The following is a 14840-nucleotide window of genomic DNA, read 5'->3' as shown; positions in this document are numbered from 1 at the left end:
GGCTGTCTGACAGGTTCACGTGGCGATCCTGTGGGCTGCGGCGCAGGGTGTCAAGACACCGGCCATGAACCGGCTGCTCGCGCCGGCCTCTGCAGAGGCCGCAAGTCCCTCCTGGGCCCTGGCCGCCCGCACCCGGCGCCGGCTGGCCGATGTCGGCCTGCCGATAGGCCGGTATCCGGTTGGCCGTCGACGTCGCACCATATTGTTAACGCTCACAATTTGGGGGTCAAGCCCCCGTCGTCGACCGTGTCTTCGCTTGCCCCGCGCTATATCCAAAGGTGATCTCTGGACCCTTGACGCGGTTTCTGTGAGCGTTAACACTCATGAAACGCCAGCCCAGAGCGGCACCCACCGGGGCCTCCAGCGGGGTTCACTCACCCCGCTGCCCGGTCGGCCGTACCGACCCCGAACGAACCCGGCCCCCTCCACCCCGGGCCGGTGCTCGACCCCGCTCGACCCGATCCGAGGCCCCTGCCGAGGTCGCGGCGATCGCGGCATACCACTGGAGGAATAGTGCGCAAGGTTTCGATGGGCCTCGCTGCTGCGGGCCTGGCATTGGCCCTGACGGCTTGCGGCCAGAGCGCCAACGGTGTGGGCGACGGCGCGAGCGGCGGTAACGCCAAGGGTGGCCTCGTCGGCATCGCGATGCCCACCAAGTCGTCGGAGCGCTGGATCGGCGACGGCGACAACATGGTCAAGCAGTTCCAGGCCAAGGGCTACAAGACCGACCTGCAGTACGGCGACAATGTCGTCGAGAACCAGGTCTCGCAGATCGAAAACATGATCACGAAGGGCGCCAAGCTGCTGGTGGTGGCCGCCATCGACGGCTCCTCGCTCACGAACGTGCTCCAGAAGGCCTCCGAGGCCAAGATCCCGGTGATCTCGTACGACCGCCTGATCCGCGGCACCGGGAACGTCGACTACTACGCGACCTTCGACAACTTCAAGGTCGGTGTCCTGCAGGGCAGTTACATCGTCGACAAGCTGGGTCTCGCGAGCGGCAAGGGCCCGTTCAACATCGAGCTGTTCGCCGGCTCGCCGGACGACAACAACGCCACCTTCTTCTTCCAGGGCGCGATGAGCGTGCTCCAGCCGTACATCGACCAGAAGAAACTGGTCGTCCAGAGCGGTCAGACCAGCCTCAGCCAGGTCGGCACGCTGCGCTGGGACGGCGGTGTCGCACAGTCCCGGATGGACAACCTGCTGAGCAAGTCGTACACATCGGCCGGCGTCGACGCGGTGCTCTCCCCCTACGACGGCATCTCCATCGGCATCCTGTCCTCCCTCAAGGGCGTCGGCTACGGCAGCTCGGGCAAGGCCCTGCCGATCGTCACCGGCCAGGACGCCGAGCTGGCCTCGGTGAAGTCCGTCATCGCGGGCGAGCAGACCCAGACCGTCTACAAGGACACCCGCGAGCTGGCCAAGGTCGCGGTCCAGATGGGCGACGCCCTGCTCACCGGGGGCCGGCCCGAGGTCAACGACACCAAGCAGTACGACAACGGGGCCAAGATCGTCCCGGCGTACCTGCTGCAGCCGGTCAGCGTCGACAAGGAGAACTACCAGAAGGTGCTGGTCGACGGCGGGCAGTACACCGCCGACCAGCTCAAGTAGCCGCGGGGCCTCAACGCAGGGCCGCACCAGAGCCGGGCGCGTACGGGCGGGGCAGTCGACCTGACAGGCCCCGCCCGTAGCGCCCCTGTCGAACGGATGCACCACCATGGCCGGACCCGTCCTCGAGATGCGTTCGATCAGCAAGTCCTTCCCCGGTGTCCAAGCGCTCTCCGACGTCACCCTGAGCGTCGCCCCCGGCGAGGTCCACGCCGTCTGCGGGGAGAACGGCGCCGGGAAGTCCACCCTGATGAAGGTGCTCAGCGGGGTCCACCCGCACGGCTCCTACGAGGGCGAGATCCTTTTCCAGGGCGAGTCCTGCGCCTTCAAGGACATCCGGGCCAGCGAACAGCGCGGCATCGTGATCATCCACCAGGAACTCGCCCTGGTGCCGTACCTCTCCATCGCGGAGAACATCTTCCTCGGCAACGAGCACGCCACCCGGGGCATCATCAGCTGGAGCACAACGCTCACCCACGCCAGGTCGCTACTGCGGCGGGTCGGGCTGGACGAGAGCCCGCACACCCGGATCGCCGACATCGGCGTGGGCAAGCAGCAGCTGATCGAGATCGCCAAGGCGCTCGCCAAGGAGGTCAAGCTGCTGATCCTGGACGAGCCCACGGCCGCCCTGAACGGCGAGGACAGCCGCAAGCTGCTCGACCTCATCCTGGAACTCAAGGCCCAGGGCATCTCTTGCATCCTCATCTCGCACAAGCTGGGGGAGATCGCCCAGGTCGCCGACTCCGTCACGATCCTGCGCGACGGCCGGACCATCGAGACCATCGCGGTCGGCGCCGAGGGCATCTCCGAGGACCGGATCATCCGGGGCATGGTCGGCCGCGATCTGGAGCACCGCTACCCCGAGCGCACCCCCGAGCTGGGCGAGGTCGCCTTCGCCGTCGAGGACTGGACCGTCCACCACCCGATCGACCATCAGCGCAAGGTCGTCGACGGCGTGTCGCTCGAAGTGCGGCGCGGCGAGATCGTCGGTATCGCCGGCCTGATGGGCGCGGGCCGCACCGAGCTCGCGATGAGCGTCTTCGGCCGCTCGTACGGGCGCTGTACCGGAGGCCGGGTGCTGCTGGACGGCGAGGAGATCCGCACGCGCACCGTCCCGGAGTCGATCGGTCACGGCATCGCATACGTCACCGAGGACCGCAAGCACCTCGGGCTGAACCTGATGGACGACATCAGTCGCAACATCTCGCTGAGCGCGCTCGGCAAGGTCGCTCGGCGCGGGTGGGTGAACGAGCACGAGGAGACCCGGGTCGCGGAGTCCTTTCGCAAGGCCATGAACATCAAGGCCCCTTCGGTGTTCGCGGAGACCGGGAAGCTCAGCGGCGGCAACCAGCAGAAGGTCGTCCTCAGCAAGTGGATCTTCTCCGAGCCGGACGTACTGATCCTCGACGAACCCACCCGGGGCATCGACATCGGCGCCAAGGCCGAGATCTACACCGTCATCGCCGAACTCGCGGCCCAGGGCAAGGCGGTGCTGATCATCTCCTCCGAACTCCCCGAGCTGCTCGGCATGTGCGACCGCATCTACGCGATGGCCGAGGGCCGGCTCACCGGTGAGGTGGACCGCGCGGACGCGACCCAGGAATCACTCATGCGCCTCATGACCGTGAGCGCTGCGACCGAGAACGAGCAGGTGTAAGGCATGGCCCATTCAGAGACCACGGACACCCCGGGCACCACGGACCTCAAGACGGCCCTGCCCGTCCAGCCCGGCGGCGGTGGCGGCCTCGGTCCCCTGCTGGTGCGGGCGCTGCGCGGCAACATACGCCAGTACGGCATGCTGGTCGCGCTGGCGCTGATCGTCGTGGTGTTCCAGATCTGGACCGACGGCATCCTGCTCCAGCCCCTCAACGTCACCAATCTGATCCAGCAGAACAGCTACATCCTGATCCTGGCCATCGGCATGATGATCGTGATCATCGCCGGTCACATCGACCTCTCGGTCGGTTCGCTGGCCGCCTTCGTCGGCGCCGCCGCGGCCGTCATGATGGTCAAGCACGACGTGCCGTGGCCGCTCGCACTGACCGCCGCCCTGCTGATCGGCGCGGCCGCCGGTGCCTGGCAGGGGTTCTGGATCGCGTACGTCGGCATCCCGTCCTTCATCGTCACGCTGGCCGGCATGCTGCTGTTCCGCGGCGGGACGCAGATCCTGCTGCAGGGCCAGTCGGTGGCTCCCTTCCCCAAGGGCTTCCAGGAGATCAGCAGCGGCTTCCTGCCGGAGGTCGGCCCGCGGACCGACTACCACAACCTCACTCTGCTGCTGGGGCTCGTCGTGCTCGTGGTGGCGGTCCTCCAGGAGGTCCGGGGCCGACGGCAGGCCGCCCGCTACGGCCTCGACCTGCTCCCGCTCGGCTTCTTCCTGGCCAAGCTTGGCGCCATCGGCGCCGCGGTACTGGTGTTCACCCTGCTGCTGGCGAGCTACCACGGCTTCCCGATCGTGCTGCTGATCCTCGGCGTGCTGCTGGTCGCCTTCGGCTACCTGATGCGCAACTCCATCCTGGGCCGCCACACCTACGCGATCGGCGGCAACGAGGCCGCGGCGAAGCTGTCGGGCGTCAAGAGCAAGCGCGTCGTCTTCCTCGCCTTCGTCAACATGGGTGTGCTGGCCGCCCTGGCCGGCATGGTCTTCGCGGCGCGTCTCAACGCGGGTACGCCGCAGGCCGGCATCAACTTCGAACTGGAGGCGATCGCCGCCGCGTTCATCGGCGGCGCCTCGGCCTCCGGTGGCGTCGGCACGGTGCTCGGCGCCCTCATCGGCGGCCTGGTGCTCGGCGTGCTCAACAACGGTATGTCGCTGGTCGGTATCGGCACCGACTACCAGCAGGTCATCAAGGGCCTGGTGCTGCTGGCCGCGGTCGGTTTCGACGTCTACAACAAGCGCAAGGCCGGCTCCTGAACCCGTTCCGCCCCGGTCCGGCCGCATCCCTGCGGGGGCGTGCGGCCGGACCCGGTCGTCACTGCCGGTAGAAGGTGGCGTCGCCCTTGGCGAGGGTGGTGGCGACGGGCTGGACGTGGAGCAGGAAGTCGTAGTGCCGCAAGTACCGGCCCGCGGCGCCGTACGACTCGTAGGAGACCCCCGCCGGGTCCGCGAGGCCGGCGCGCTGGTAGAGGGCGGCGCTGTCCTTGAAACCGGTCGTGCCGTCGGTCTTCTCGAACCAGACCTCACCGTTCCCGTTGTGCAGGTAGTAGCCGGGGAAGTTGACGGACTCCAGCGAGACGGTGCCGGTGCCGGACGGCCCGGCCACGGTGCGGAACTGCGAGTCCGGCCGGCAGGTTGGTGACGTCCGCCTCCAGCTTCGCCCGGAAGTCCCAGTGGCGGACGTAGTGGTCGGGATGGTTGTACGAGGAGAGCCGCACGCGCGTGGCGCCGTCCGCGACCGGGATGCCGAAGTTCGGCGTGCCGTCGGAGTTCCGGTACAGCTTCTGGACGGCGACTGCGGCGGTTGGGGTCGTCCAGCGGATCCCCGGCGGTGTCCTTGTAGTTGCGGTCGTGGTGGACGAGGACGTCGCTCTTGCCGTCTTCGGACGTGGTGAACTGGTTGTGACCCGGGCCGTACTGGCCGGTCGCCGAGTTGCTGGTGAAGACCGGCGTCGGGCTCTTCGTCCAGGAAGCCGGGTTCCCTCCTGGGCGGCGTGGCCGCGCGCGGCCGGGCGCCGCCGGGTCAGCCGGGGTCCACCGAGAACCGGTAGACGGTGGTCGAGCGGTACTCCTCCCCCGGGCGCAGGACGGTGGAGGGACAGCATGGGCGGTGCGGGGAGTCGGGGAAGTGCTGGGTTTCCAGCGCGATCCCGGCGAAGGCCCGGTACGGTGCGCCGCCCGGGCCTGTCAGCGAGCCGTCGAAGAGGTTCCCGGTGTAGATCTGCAGGCCGGGCTCGGTGGTCAGGCACTCCATCCGTCTGCCGCTGGCGCGGTGCGCCAGTACCGTCACCTGCCGCGGGTCCTGGCCCTCGTGCGGACGGAGCACCCAGTTGTGGTCGTAGCCTCCGCCGGCCAGGGTCAGCTGCGGGTGGTCGGCCGTGATCCGCTCGCCGACCGGGCGCGGCTCGGTGAGGTCGAACGGGGTGCCCTCGACCGGGAAGTGCGGGCCGTACGGAATCAACTCCCCGTCCACGGCCGTGTACTGGTCCGCGTCGACCTGCAGCAGGTGGTCGAGGATGGTGCCGCTGCCCTCGCCGGCCAGGTTGAAGTAGGCGTGGTTGGTCGAGTTGACCACCGTGGGCGCGTCGGTGGCGGCCTCGTACGCGAGTGTGAGCGAACCCGCACGGTCCAGCAGACAGGTCACCTTGACGGTGAGCGCGCCGGCGAAGCCCTGGTCGCCGTCCGGGCTGTGCAGCGTGAAGCGGACGCCGACGCGGCTCGGCTCGCGCACCTCTCGACGACCCGCCCGCCCGGGAGGGTCGCGTACGGCTCGCGGCGGATCGTCAGGGAACCGTCGTCGAGGCGGGTGGGCGCGTCGGGCATGGCTGTTCGTCACTCCGGTTCGGGGGACGGGGGCGGGTTCGGGAGGACCGAGAGGGCGGCGGCGGCCCGGGAGGACCCCCGCCCGCCGTCTGCGTCAGAAGCCCTGGGCCAGGCGGTGGTAGGCCTGGTTCCAGCGGATCTCCTTGGTGAACCGGCGGATCGTGGTGTCCGCGTCGATGACCAGCAGCTCGGTGGCGAGGATGTCGGCGAGGTCGCCCAGCTCCTCGGTCCCGATCGCGCTGGACAGCACGGTGTGGTGGGGCGCGCCGGCGGTCAGCCACGCCTCGGTCGAGGTGCGCAGGTTCGGGCGCGGCTGCCAGACGGCGCGCGCGACGGGGAGGTTCGGCAGCGGTTCGAGGGGCTCGACCACGTCGATCTCGTTGGCGACCAGGCGGAACCGGTCGCCCATGTCGGCCAGCCCGACCACGACGGCGGGACCGGTCCGGGCGTCGAAGACGAGGCGGACCGGGTCCTCGCGGCCCCCTATGCCCAAGGGGTGGATCTCGCAGGACGGCACGTCCGATGCGATGGTCGGGCAGACCTCCAGCATGTGCGCGCCGAGGATCAACTCCCGCCCGGCCTCCAGGTGGTAGGTGTAGTCCTCCATGAAGGAGGTGCCGCCCTGCAGCCCGGTGGACATCACTTTGAGCGTGCGCAGCAGGACGGAGGTCTTCCAGTCGCCCTCGCCGCCGAATCCGTAGCCGTCGGCCATCAGCCGCTGCACCGCCAGGCCCGGTAGCTGGCGCAGGCCGCCGAGGTCTTCGAAGTTGGTGGTGAAGGCGTGGAAGCCGCCGTCCGTCAGGAATCCGCGCAGGCCGAGTTCGATGCGCGCGGCGTAGCGCAGTGAGTCGTGCCGGTCCCCGTCCGCGCGGAGTTCGGGCGCGAGGCGGTAGGTGTCCTCGTACTCCTCGACCAGTTCGGTCACGCCGGCGTCGGCGGCCGCGTCGACGGCTGCGACCAGGTCGTTGACGCCGTACGTGTTGACCGAGACGCCGAAGCGGAGTTGGGCCTCGACCTTGTCGCCCTCGGTCACGGCGACGTCGCGCATGTTGTCGCCGAATCGCGCCAGCTTGAGGCTCTGAAGCTCGGAGCGGCCTGCCGCGGCCCGGGCCCAGGAGGAGATCCGGGCAGCGACCGAGGGGTCGCTGACGTGTCCGGCGACGGTCTTGCGTGCGACGCCGAGCCGGGACTGGATGTAGCCGAACTCGCGGTCGCCGTGGGCCGCTTGGTTCAGGTTCATGAAGTCCATGTCGATCGACGCCCAGGGCAGTGCGGCATCGGCCTGGGTGTGCAGGTGGAGCAACGGCTTGCGCAGGGCGTCCAGGCCCGCGATCCACATTTTCGCCGGGGAGAAGGTGTGCATCCAGGCGATGAGGCCGATGCAGGTGTCGTCTGCGTTGGCGTCCAGACAGACCCGCCGGATCGCGCCGGCGTCGGTGAGTACGGGCTTCCAGACGATGTTCACCGGGATGCCGGAGTCGCCGAGTGCGTCGGCGATCCGGCGGGACTGCTCTGCGACCTGACGCAAGGTGTGGTCGCCGTACAGCCCTTGGCTGCCGGTCAGGAACCAGACTTCGCGGCCCTGGACTGCCTTCTGTGCCTTCATGGGGGCGTGGGTCTCCTTAGCGGGCAGCGGGCTGCTGGCCGTACACGTTCTGGTAGCGGTGGTTGAGGCGGTCGATGTCGTCCTGCGCTATCGGCAGGGGTTCGCCGAGCTGGCGGGAGATGTGGACGGTGCGGGCGACGTCCTCGCACATCACGGCGGCCTTGACGGCGGCCTTGGCGTCCTTGCCGATGGTGAAGACGCCGTGGCTCTTCATCAGGACGGCCGGCGAGCGGTGGCCCCGGAGGGTCTCGACGATGCCCCGGCCGATGGAGTCGTCGCCGATGAGCGCGAAGGGGCCGACGGGGATCTCGGCGCCGAACTCGTCGGCCATGGCGGTCAGTACGCAGGGCACGGCCTCTCCGCGCGCGGCCCAGGCGCTCGCGTACGTCGAGTGGGTGTGAACCACTCCGCCGACCTCGGGCATGTGGCGGTACACGTAGGCGTGCGCGGCGGTGTCCGAGGACGGGGACTGGTCGCCCTCGACGACCTCGCCGTCCAGGTCGCAGAGGATCATGTTCCGGGGCGTCAGCTCGTCGTACGAGACGCCGCTCGGCTTGATGACCATCAGGTCCTCGCCGGGGACGCGGGCGGAGACGTTGCCGGCCGTCCAGACGACGAGGCCGTAGCGGACCAGCTCCTGGTGGAGGTCGCTGACCTGGCGGCGCAGCAGATCGATCGGGGAACTCATGGTCGGACCTCGCTCTTCTGGGCGGCCGGGGTGGCCTCGGGGTCGGTTCGCGGGGCGGTGAGCGCCGCGTTGCGGATGGCGCGGAGGCGGTGGAGGAGCTTGTCGGGGCCGGTGCCGAAGTGGTCGTGCAGGGTGCGGTACTCGGCGTAGAGGCGGTCGTAGGCGTCGGCGCGCGCGGTGTCCGGTTGGTGGACTCCGCGGCGTACGCGGCCCATGGCGGCGGCCGCTGTGCGTACGTCCGGGTGCGCGCCGGCGGCGACGGCGGCGTGGATGGCGGAGCCGAGGGCGGGGCCCTGGGCGGACTCGGCGAGGGAGACGGGCCGGCGCAGCACGTCGGCGTAGATCCGCATGAGCAGGGGGTTCTTCTTCAGCCCGCCGGTCACGATGAACTCCGTGACGGGGACGCCGCCCTGCTCCAGGGCGTCGATGATGGTGCGGGTGCCGAAGGCGGTGGCCTCCAGAAGGGCGCGGTAGATCTCCTCGGGGCGGGTGGTGAGGGTGAGGCCGACTATGACTCCGGAGAGGTGGTGGTCGACGAGGGTGGAGCGGTTTCCGTTCATCCAGTCGAGGGCGACCAGGCCGTGGCCGCCGACGGGCTGGTCGGCGATCTTGCGGGACAGCAGCTGGTGCAGGTCCTCGCCGGTGGCTTCGGCCTCTGCGCGGTAGTGGGTCGGCACGCCTTGGCGCAGCCACCAGGCGAAGATGTCGCCGACCGCGCTCTGCCCGGCCTCGTAGCCGTAGGCGCCCTCCACGATGCCGCCGTCGACGACTCCGCAGATTCCGGGGACGTCGGCGAGGGCGGGGCCGTTGACGACGTGGCAGGTGGAGGTGCCCATGATGGCGAGCAGCTGGCCGTTCTCGACGGCCTGGGCGGCAGGGGCCGCGACATGGGCGTCGACGTTGCCGGTGGCGACGGCGATGCCCTCGGGCAGCCCGGTCCAGGAGGCCGCCTCGGCGGTGAGGGAGCCGGCCCGCGATCCCAGCGGCGACAGCGGATGCTCCAGCCGGGTGCGCGCGAAGTCGGCGAAATCGGGGTGCAGGGCGGCGAGGTAGTCCTCGCTGGGGTAGTGGCCGTCCTGGTGGATGCCCTTGTATCCCGCCGTGCAGGTGTTGCGGGTTTCGACGCCTGCGAGCTGCCAGACGATCCAGTCCGCGGCCTCGATCCAGCGCTCGGTGGCGGCGTAGGTGTCCGGGTCCTCTTCGAGAACCTGGAGCGCCTTGGCGTACTGCCATTCGGCGGAGATCTTGCCGCCGTAGCGGGAGATCCACTTCTCGGCGCGCAGGTGGGCGAGGTGGTTGATGCGGTCGGCCTGGCCCTGGGCCGCGTGGTGCTTCCAGAGCTTGGGCCAGGCGTGCGGGCGAACGCCCAGCGCGGTCTCGGCGAGCGGGGTGCCGTCGGCCCGTACGGGGAGGACGGTGCAGGCGGTGAAGTCGGTGGCGATGCCGATGACGGCGGCCGGGTCGATGCCGCTCGCGGCCACTGCGGCGGGGACGGCGGTGCGCAGCACCTCGCGCCAGTCCTCGGGGTGCTGGAGGGCCCAGTCGGGCGGCAGGGGCTGACCGGTGGTGGGGAGTTCACGCTCGATGACGCCGTGCGGGTACACGTGGACGGCGGAGCCGACCTCCTCGCCGTCGCGGACGCGGACCACCACGGCCCGGCCGGAGAGAGTGCCGAAGTCGACACCCACGACATGGCTCTCCGCGGTCTGGGGGGGATGGGTCACGGTCACTTCACATCCTTCGTACGGAGCCCCGAGAGGGCGCAGCGATGCCGCCGGGGCATCGCCCGGGGATTGTTAGCGCTAACAATCAGCCTGTCAAGGCCGGGCTCGCCTTAAGCCGGTCAGACCTTGCGACGGCCGGCGATCAGGCGCTGGAGCAGGATGAAGACGAACAGCAGGCCGCCGACCACGATCCTGGTCCACCAGGAGCTGAGCGTGCCCTGGAAGCTGATGACGGTCTGGATCAGGCCCAGCACGAGCACCCCCAGCGCGGTCCCGAGCAGGTATCCGGACCCTCCGGTCAGGAGCGTCCCGCCGATCACCACGGCCGCAATCGCGTCCAGCTCCAGGCCCACCGCGTGGAGCCCGTAGCCGGAGAGCATGTAGAAGGTCAGCAATACTCCCCCGAGCGCCGAGCAGAAGCCGCTGACGGCGTACACGGCCATCTTCGTCCGCCCGGCCGGGAGCCCCATCAGCCGGGCCGACTGCTCGCTGCCGCCCAGCGCGTACACGTTCCGGCCCAGCCGTGTGTAGTGCAGGACCGCGAACGCGATCACCAGCACACCTACCGCGATCAGAACACTCGGCGAGACGAACAGGTCGCCGGGCAGGGGGATCCGGGTCTGGGCGAAGGCCGTATAGGCCGGGTCGGTGAGGGAGATCGAGTCGATGCTGATCGTGTAGCAGAGGCCACGGGCCAGGAACATGCCGGCGAGCGTCACGATGAACGGTTGGATCTCGAAGGAGTGGATCACCCACCCCATCGCGAGCCCGGCGCCCGTCCCCACTGCCAGGACCAGCGGGATCACCAGCAACGGCGGCCAGCCGTGCTGTTCCACCAGCCAGGCGGAGATCATCGTCGACAGTGCGACCATCGCGCCGACCGACAGGTCGATCCCTCCGGTCAGCACCACGAAGGTCATCCCGATGGCGACCACCAGCAGGAAGGCGTTGTCGATGAGCAGGTTGAGCAGCACCTGCCCGGAGAAGAATCCGTCGTACTGGACGGATCCGGCACCGAACATCGATATCAGCAGGGCCGATGTGACCAGCAGCGGGATGTACGCGCGGCCACGCGCTGCCGTGATCGCGCTCATGCCCCCACCTCCGTGTTCTCTGTCGTCAGCGGACGCGGCGTCGGGCCGCGCCCGGTCCGGGCCCGTCGGCGCGCGGCCTTGGCCCGGAAGGCGGGTGACTGGATCAGGCAGACCGCGATCACCACGAAGGCTTTGAAGACCAGGGTGGTCTCCGGCGGGATGCCGATGGTGTAGACGGTGGTGGACAGGGTCTGGATGATCAGCGCACCGATCACCGTGCCGCCGAGCGAGAACCGCCCGCCGGTCAGCGCGGTGCCGCCGACCACCACGGCGAGGATGGCGTCCAGCTCGATCCAGAGCCCGGCGTTGTTGCCGTCCGCACTGGAGACGTTCGAGCTGATCATGAGCCCGGCGACCGCGGCGCACAGCGCGCTGAAGACGTACACCAGGCATATCAGGCCCATCGCCCGGATGCCGACCAGGCGACTGGCGACCGGGTTGCCGCCGACCGACTCCAGCAGCAGCCCGAGCGCCGTACGCCGGGTCAGCAGCGACGTCAGCAGCACCACCACGACCGCGAGCAGGATCGCGAACGGCATGGTGAGCCAGTAACCGCCGCCGATCAGCTTGTAGGGCTCGCTGGTGACGGTGACGATCTGGCCGTCCGTCACCAGCTGGGCGACACCGCGTCCGGCCACCATCAGGATGAGGGTGGCGATGATCGGCTGGACACCGACCCCCGCCACCAGTACGCCGTTGATCAGCCCCAGGACGAGGGCCACCGCCAGGGCGATGGCGACGGCGCCGAACACCGTGCCCGGGCTTGCCGGGTCGGCCGCGCCGCTGATGTGCAGGCAGGCCAGCGCGCCCGCGATGGCGACGGTGGAGCCGACCGAGAGGTCGATGCCGCTGGTCGCGATGACCAGCGTCATGCCCAGCGCCACCAGGATCAGCGGGGCGCCGAAGTGGAGGATGTCGATCAGGCTCCCGTACAGGTGCCCGTCCTTGACCCGGATCGCGAAGAAGTCCGGAGTGAACAGCACGTTGGCCAGCAACAGGGCCGCGAGCACGGTGGCGGGCCAGAAGAGGCGGTGCTTGGTCATGACCGGGCTCCGCTCGCGATCGTCGCCATGATGCGCTCGGGAGTGAGCGATCCGTCGTTCGGCAGCTCGGCGACCAGCCGGCGGTCCCGCAGCACGCCCACCCGGTGGCTGAGCCGCAGAACTTCCTCCAGCTCGGCCGAGATGAACAGCACCGACATGCCGTCCCGGGCCAGCGCGGCCACCAACTTCTGGATTTCGGCCTTGGCGCCGATGTCGATGCCCCGGGTCGGCTCGTCGAGGATCAACAGCTTGGGGTCGGTGATCAGCCAGCGAGCCAGCAGTACCTTCTGCTGGTTGCCGCCGCTGAGATGGCGCACCAGCGCCTCGGGGTTGTCCGGGCGGATGTCCAGTGACCGGATCCAGCGCAGCGCGATCTCGTCCTGCTTGGAGCGGGAGAGCGGACGCGTCCAGCCGCGGGCCGCCTGCAAGGCCAGGATGATGTTCTCGCGTACCGTCAACTCCGCCACCAGACCCTCGTTCTTGCGGTCCTCCGAGCAGAAGGCGATCCCGTACGAGATCGCGGCGCGCGGCGTGCGCAGCGCGACGGTGGCGTCCTCGATCCGCACCGAGCCCTGGGAACTGCGGTCGGCACCGAACAGCAGGCGGGCCGCTTCCGTACGCCCTGACCCCAACAGTCCTGCAAGTCCTACGACTTCACCGGGCCGGATGGTGAGGTCGTACGGCTCGATCGCGCCGGTGCGACCCAGGCCGTCGGCGCTCAGGAACGGAGTGGTCCTGGCTTCGGCGGCGGGCTCGTGACGACTGGTGCCCGACAGCTCCTCCAGGCTCCTCAGTTCGCCGCCGATCATGCGGGCGACCAGTTCGACCTGGCTCAACCCACTGATCGGGTACTCGCCCTCCAGCTTGCCGTTGCGCAGGATGGTCATCCGGTCGCAGATCTCGTAGATCTGGTCCAGGAAGTGCGAGACGAACAGGATCGCCACGCCCTGATCGCGCAACCGGCGTATCACCGCGAACAGTTGCCGCACCTCGTCGCGGTCCAGGCTGGAGGTCGGCTCGTCCAGGATCAGCACCTTGGCCGAGACGTCCACCGCCCGGACGATCGCGACCAGTTGCTGGACCGCGATCGAGTAACTGCCCAGTGGGGCGGTGACGTCGATGTCCAGGTCGAGGTCGGCGACCAGCTCTGCGGCGCGGCGACGGAGGGACGACCAGTGGATGAGCCCGAGGCGGCGCGGTTCACGGCCGATGAAGATGTTCTCCGCGACCGACAGGTTCAGGCAGAGGTTGACCTCCTGGTACACCGTGCTGATCCCGGCCGCCTGTGCCTGCAGCGGGCCGGGGATGTGCAAGGGCCGGCCGCTCAGCACGACCTCGCCGCCGTCCGACGCGTAGACGCCGGTGAGCACCTTGATCAGCGTGGACTTGCCGGCGCCGTTCTCACCCATCAGGGCGTGCACCTCGCCAGGAAAGAGCCGGAAGTCGACCCCGTCCAGCGCCACCACGCCCGGGAACTCCTTGCGGATCCCGTGTACTTCCAGGACCGGGTGCTGTGCACGGTGCGCAGGCATCCGCCCCCTCCTCTCGTGGTCGCGACCGGGGCCGGCCGGGTCGGATCCGGGCAGCCCCTGGTCACCGGGCCGGTCAGTACTGGCGGGTCGGCAGGGCGGCCGCGGCCTGGTCCTGGGTGAAGACGCCCTCTTCGGTCTTGATCCGGCGCGGCACCTGTTCGCCGGCCTTGACCTTCTTGATCAGGTCCATCAGCTGGTCGCCCAGGAGGGGGTTGCACTCGACGAGGACGTTGATCTTGCCCTGGCTCATCGCGGTGAAGGCGTCCTTGACACCGTCGACCGAGATGATCTTGATGTCGGTGCCGGGCTTCTTGCCGGCTTCCTCGATGGCCTGGATGGCGCCGAGTGCCATGTCGTCGTTGTGCGCGTAGAGCACGTCGATCTTCGGCTGGGACTTCAGGAAGGCCTGCATGACCTCCTTGCCCTTGGCGCGTGTGAAGTCACCGGTCTGGGAGGCCGTGATCTTGAGCTTGGGGTCCGTCTTGATGACGTCGGCGAAGCCCGATTTGCGGTCGTTGGCCGGGGCGGAGCCGGTGGTGCCCTGCAGCTCCACGATGTTCACCGGGTCGCTCTTGCCCTGGTACTCCTTCACCAGCCAGTCGCCGGCCTTCTTGCCCTCCTCGACGAAGTCCGAACCGAGGAAGGTGGCATAGAGCGACTCATCCTTGGAGTCCACCGCGCGGTCCGTCAGGACGACCGGGATGTGGGCGGCCTTGGCCTCCTTGAGCACGGTGTCCCAGCCCGATTCGACCACCGGCGAGAAGGCGATGACGTCCACCTTCTGCTGGATGAACGAGCGGATGGCCTTGATCTGGTTCTCCTGCCTCTGCTGGGCGTCGGAGAACTTCAGCGTGATCCCGGCCTTCTTGGCCGCGTCCTGGACGGACTTGGTGTTGGCCGTGCGCCACCCGCTCTCCGCGCCGACCTGGGAGAAGCCCACGGTGAGCGGCCCTCCGGAGTCCTTGCCGCCGGCCGAGCCGCCGCCTCCGGAACCGCAAGCGGACAGAACGGCGACCATCGTGCCGGCGACCAGGGCCGCCGCAGCTCTCTTGGACATCTTGGGAT

The 14840-nt window shown here is 69.2% G+C and carries 11 protein-coding genes and 1 pseudogene; 3 read left to right on the top strand and 9 right to left on the bottom strand.

The genetic code is table 11. The annotated features are described in order from the left end of the window. Positions 1 to 528: 528 nt before the first annotated feature. The 3 genes from chvE to mmsB all read left to right on the top strand — a co-directional run bounded on the left by chvE (position 529) and on the right by mmsB (position 4522). Positions 529 to 1611, top strand: a complete 1083-nt coding sequence (chvE, locus tag ACFCZ1_RS15675; RefSeq protein WP_376678907.1) for a multiple monosaccharide ABC transporter substrate-binding protein — start codon at positions 529 to 531, stop codon at positions 1609 to 1611. A gap of 106 nt (positions 1612 to 1717) precedes the next feature. Then, positions 1718 to 3265 carry a multiple monosaccharide ABC transporter ATP-binding protein gene (gene mmsA, locus ACFCZ1_RS15670; RefSeq protein WP_356868376.1) on the top strand — a complete coding sequence of 516 codons (1548 nt, stop codon included), beginning with the start codon at positions 1718 to 1720 and terminating at the stop codon, positions 3263 to 3265. A 3-nt stretch (positions 3266 to 3268) separates the two neighbouring features. Continuing rightward, positions 3269 to 4522: a multiple monosaccharide ABC transporter permease gene (gene mmsB / locus ACFCZ1_RS15665; RefSeq protein WP_376678823.1), complete on the top strand. Its 1254-nt coding sequence runs from the start codon at positions 3269 to 3271 to the stop codon at positions 4520 to 4522. 58 nt (positions 4523 to 4580) lie between these two features. Here the strand turns inward: mmsB and ACFCZ1_RS15660 are convergent. The 9 genes and pseudogenes from ACFCZ1_RS15660 to ACFCZ1_RS15620 form a co-directional block, all read right to left on the bottom strand. Further along, a pseudogene (locus ACFCZ1_RS15660) lies at positions 4581 to 5245 on the bottom strand (AbfB domain-containing protein); the annotation flags it as partial. Between the two features lie 43 nt (positions 5246 to 5288). Then, positions 5289 to 5996 (bottom strand): aldose epimerase family protein, encoded by a 708-nt coding sequence (locus tag ACFCZ1_RS15655; RefSeq protein ID WP_376678822.1) that lies wholly within the window; start codon positions 5994 to 5996, stop codon positions 5289 to 5291. Positions 5997 to 6182: 186 nt separating this feature from the next. After that, a complete protein-coding gene (gene araA / locus ACFCZ1_RS15650; RefSeq protein ID WP_376678821.1) occupies positions 6183 to 7694 on the bottom strand; it encodes an L-arabinose isomerase in 1512 nt (503 codons plus the stop codon). Positions 7695 to 7710: 16 nt separating this feature from the next. After that, a complete protein-coding gene (locus ACFCZ1_RS15645; protein WP_376678820.1) occupies positions 7711 to 8382 on the bottom strand; it encodes an L-ribulose-5-phosphate 4-epimerase in 672 nt (223 codons plus the stop codon). Next, positions 8379 to 10106, bottom strand: a complete 1728-nt coding sequence (locus ACFCZ1_RS15640; RefSeq protein WP_376678819.1) for a ribulokinase — start codon at positions 10104 to 10106, stop codon at positions 8379 to 8381. The genes ACFCZ1_RS15645 and ACFCZ1_RS15640 overlap by 4 nt, the downstream gene beginning before the upstream one ends. 119 nt (positions 10107 to 10225) lie before the next feature. Next, entirely contained in the window at positions 10226 to 11200 is a 975-nt protein-coding gene (gene yjfF, locus ACFCZ1_RS15635) for a galactofuranose ABC transporter, permease protein YjfF (protein ID WP_356868364.1), read from the bottom strand. Next, positions 11197 to 12243 (bottom strand): ABC transporter permease, encoded by a 1047-nt coding sequence (locus ACFCZ1_RS15630; RefSeq protein ID WP_376678818.1) that lies wholly within the window; start codon positions 12241 to 12243, stop codon positions 11197 to 11199. Before ACFCZ1_RS15630 ends, yjfF begins: the two co-directional genes overlap by 4 nt. Next, complete coding sequence (locus ACFCZ1_RS15625) at positions 12240 to 13775, bottom strand: sugar ABC transporter ATP-binding protein (RefSeq protein WP_376678817.1); 1536 nt, start codon at positions 13773 to 13775, stop codon at positions 12240 to 12242. The genes ACFCZ1_RS15630 and ACFCZ1_RS15625 overlap by 4 nt, the downstream gene beginning before the upstream one ends. Positions 13776 to 13848: 73 nt before the next feature. Continuing rightward, positions 13849 to 14832 (bottom strand): ABC transporter substrate-binding protein, encoded by a 984-nt coding sequence (locus ACFCZ1_RS15620; RefSeq protein WP_376678816.1) that lies wholly within the window; start codon positions 14830 to 14832, stop codon positions 13849 to 13851. Positions 14833 to 14840 lie beyond the last annotated feature (8 nt).

Source organism: Streptomyces sp. NPDC056224, from assembly GCF_042267665.1.
In the GTDB taxonomy this organism is placed as follows: domain Bacteria; phylum Actinomycetota; class Actinomycetes; order Streptomycetales; family Streptomycetaceae; genus Streptomyces.
Note: the sequence above shows the minus strand (reverse complement) of the source record. Positions and strands in the feature narration are given on the sequence as shown.

Coding starts and splice junctions, on each gene's coding strand:
- chvE (WP_376678907.1), top strand. CDS start 529: ATGGGCCTCGCTGCTGCGGGCCTGGCATTGGCCCTGACGGCTTGCGGC.
- mmsA (WP_356868376.1), top strand. CDS start 1,718: ATGGCCGGACCCGTCCTCGAGATGCGTTCGATCAGCAAGTCCTTCCCC.
- mmsB (WP_376678823.1), top strand. CDS start 3,269: ATGGCCCATTCAGAGACCACGGACACCCCGGGCACCACGGACCTCAAG.
- araA (WP_376678821.1), bottom strand. CDS start 7,694: ATGAAGGCACAGAAGGCAGTCCAGGGCCGCGAAGTCTGGTTCCTGACC.
- ACFCZ1_RS15645 (WP_376678820.1), bottom strand. CDS start 8,382: ATGAGTTCCCCGATCGATCTGCTGCGCCGCCAGGTCAGCGACCTCCAC.
- yjfF (WP_356868364.1), bottom strand. CDS start 11,200: ATGAGCGCGATCACGGCAGCGCGTGGCCGCGCGTACATCCCGCTGCTG.
- ACFCZ1_RS15630 (WP_376678818.1), bottom strand. CDS start 12,243: ATGACCAAGCACCGCCTCTTCTGGCCCGCCACCGTGCTCGCGGCCCTG.
- ACFCZ1_RS15625 (WP_376678817.1), bottom strand. CDS start 13,775: ATGCCTGCGCACCGTGCACAGCACCCGGTCCTGGAAGTACACGGGATC.
- ACFCZ1_RS15620 (WP_376678816.1), bottom strand. CDS start 14,832: ATGTCCAAGAGAGCTGCGGCGGCCCTGGTCGCCGGCACGATGGTCGCC.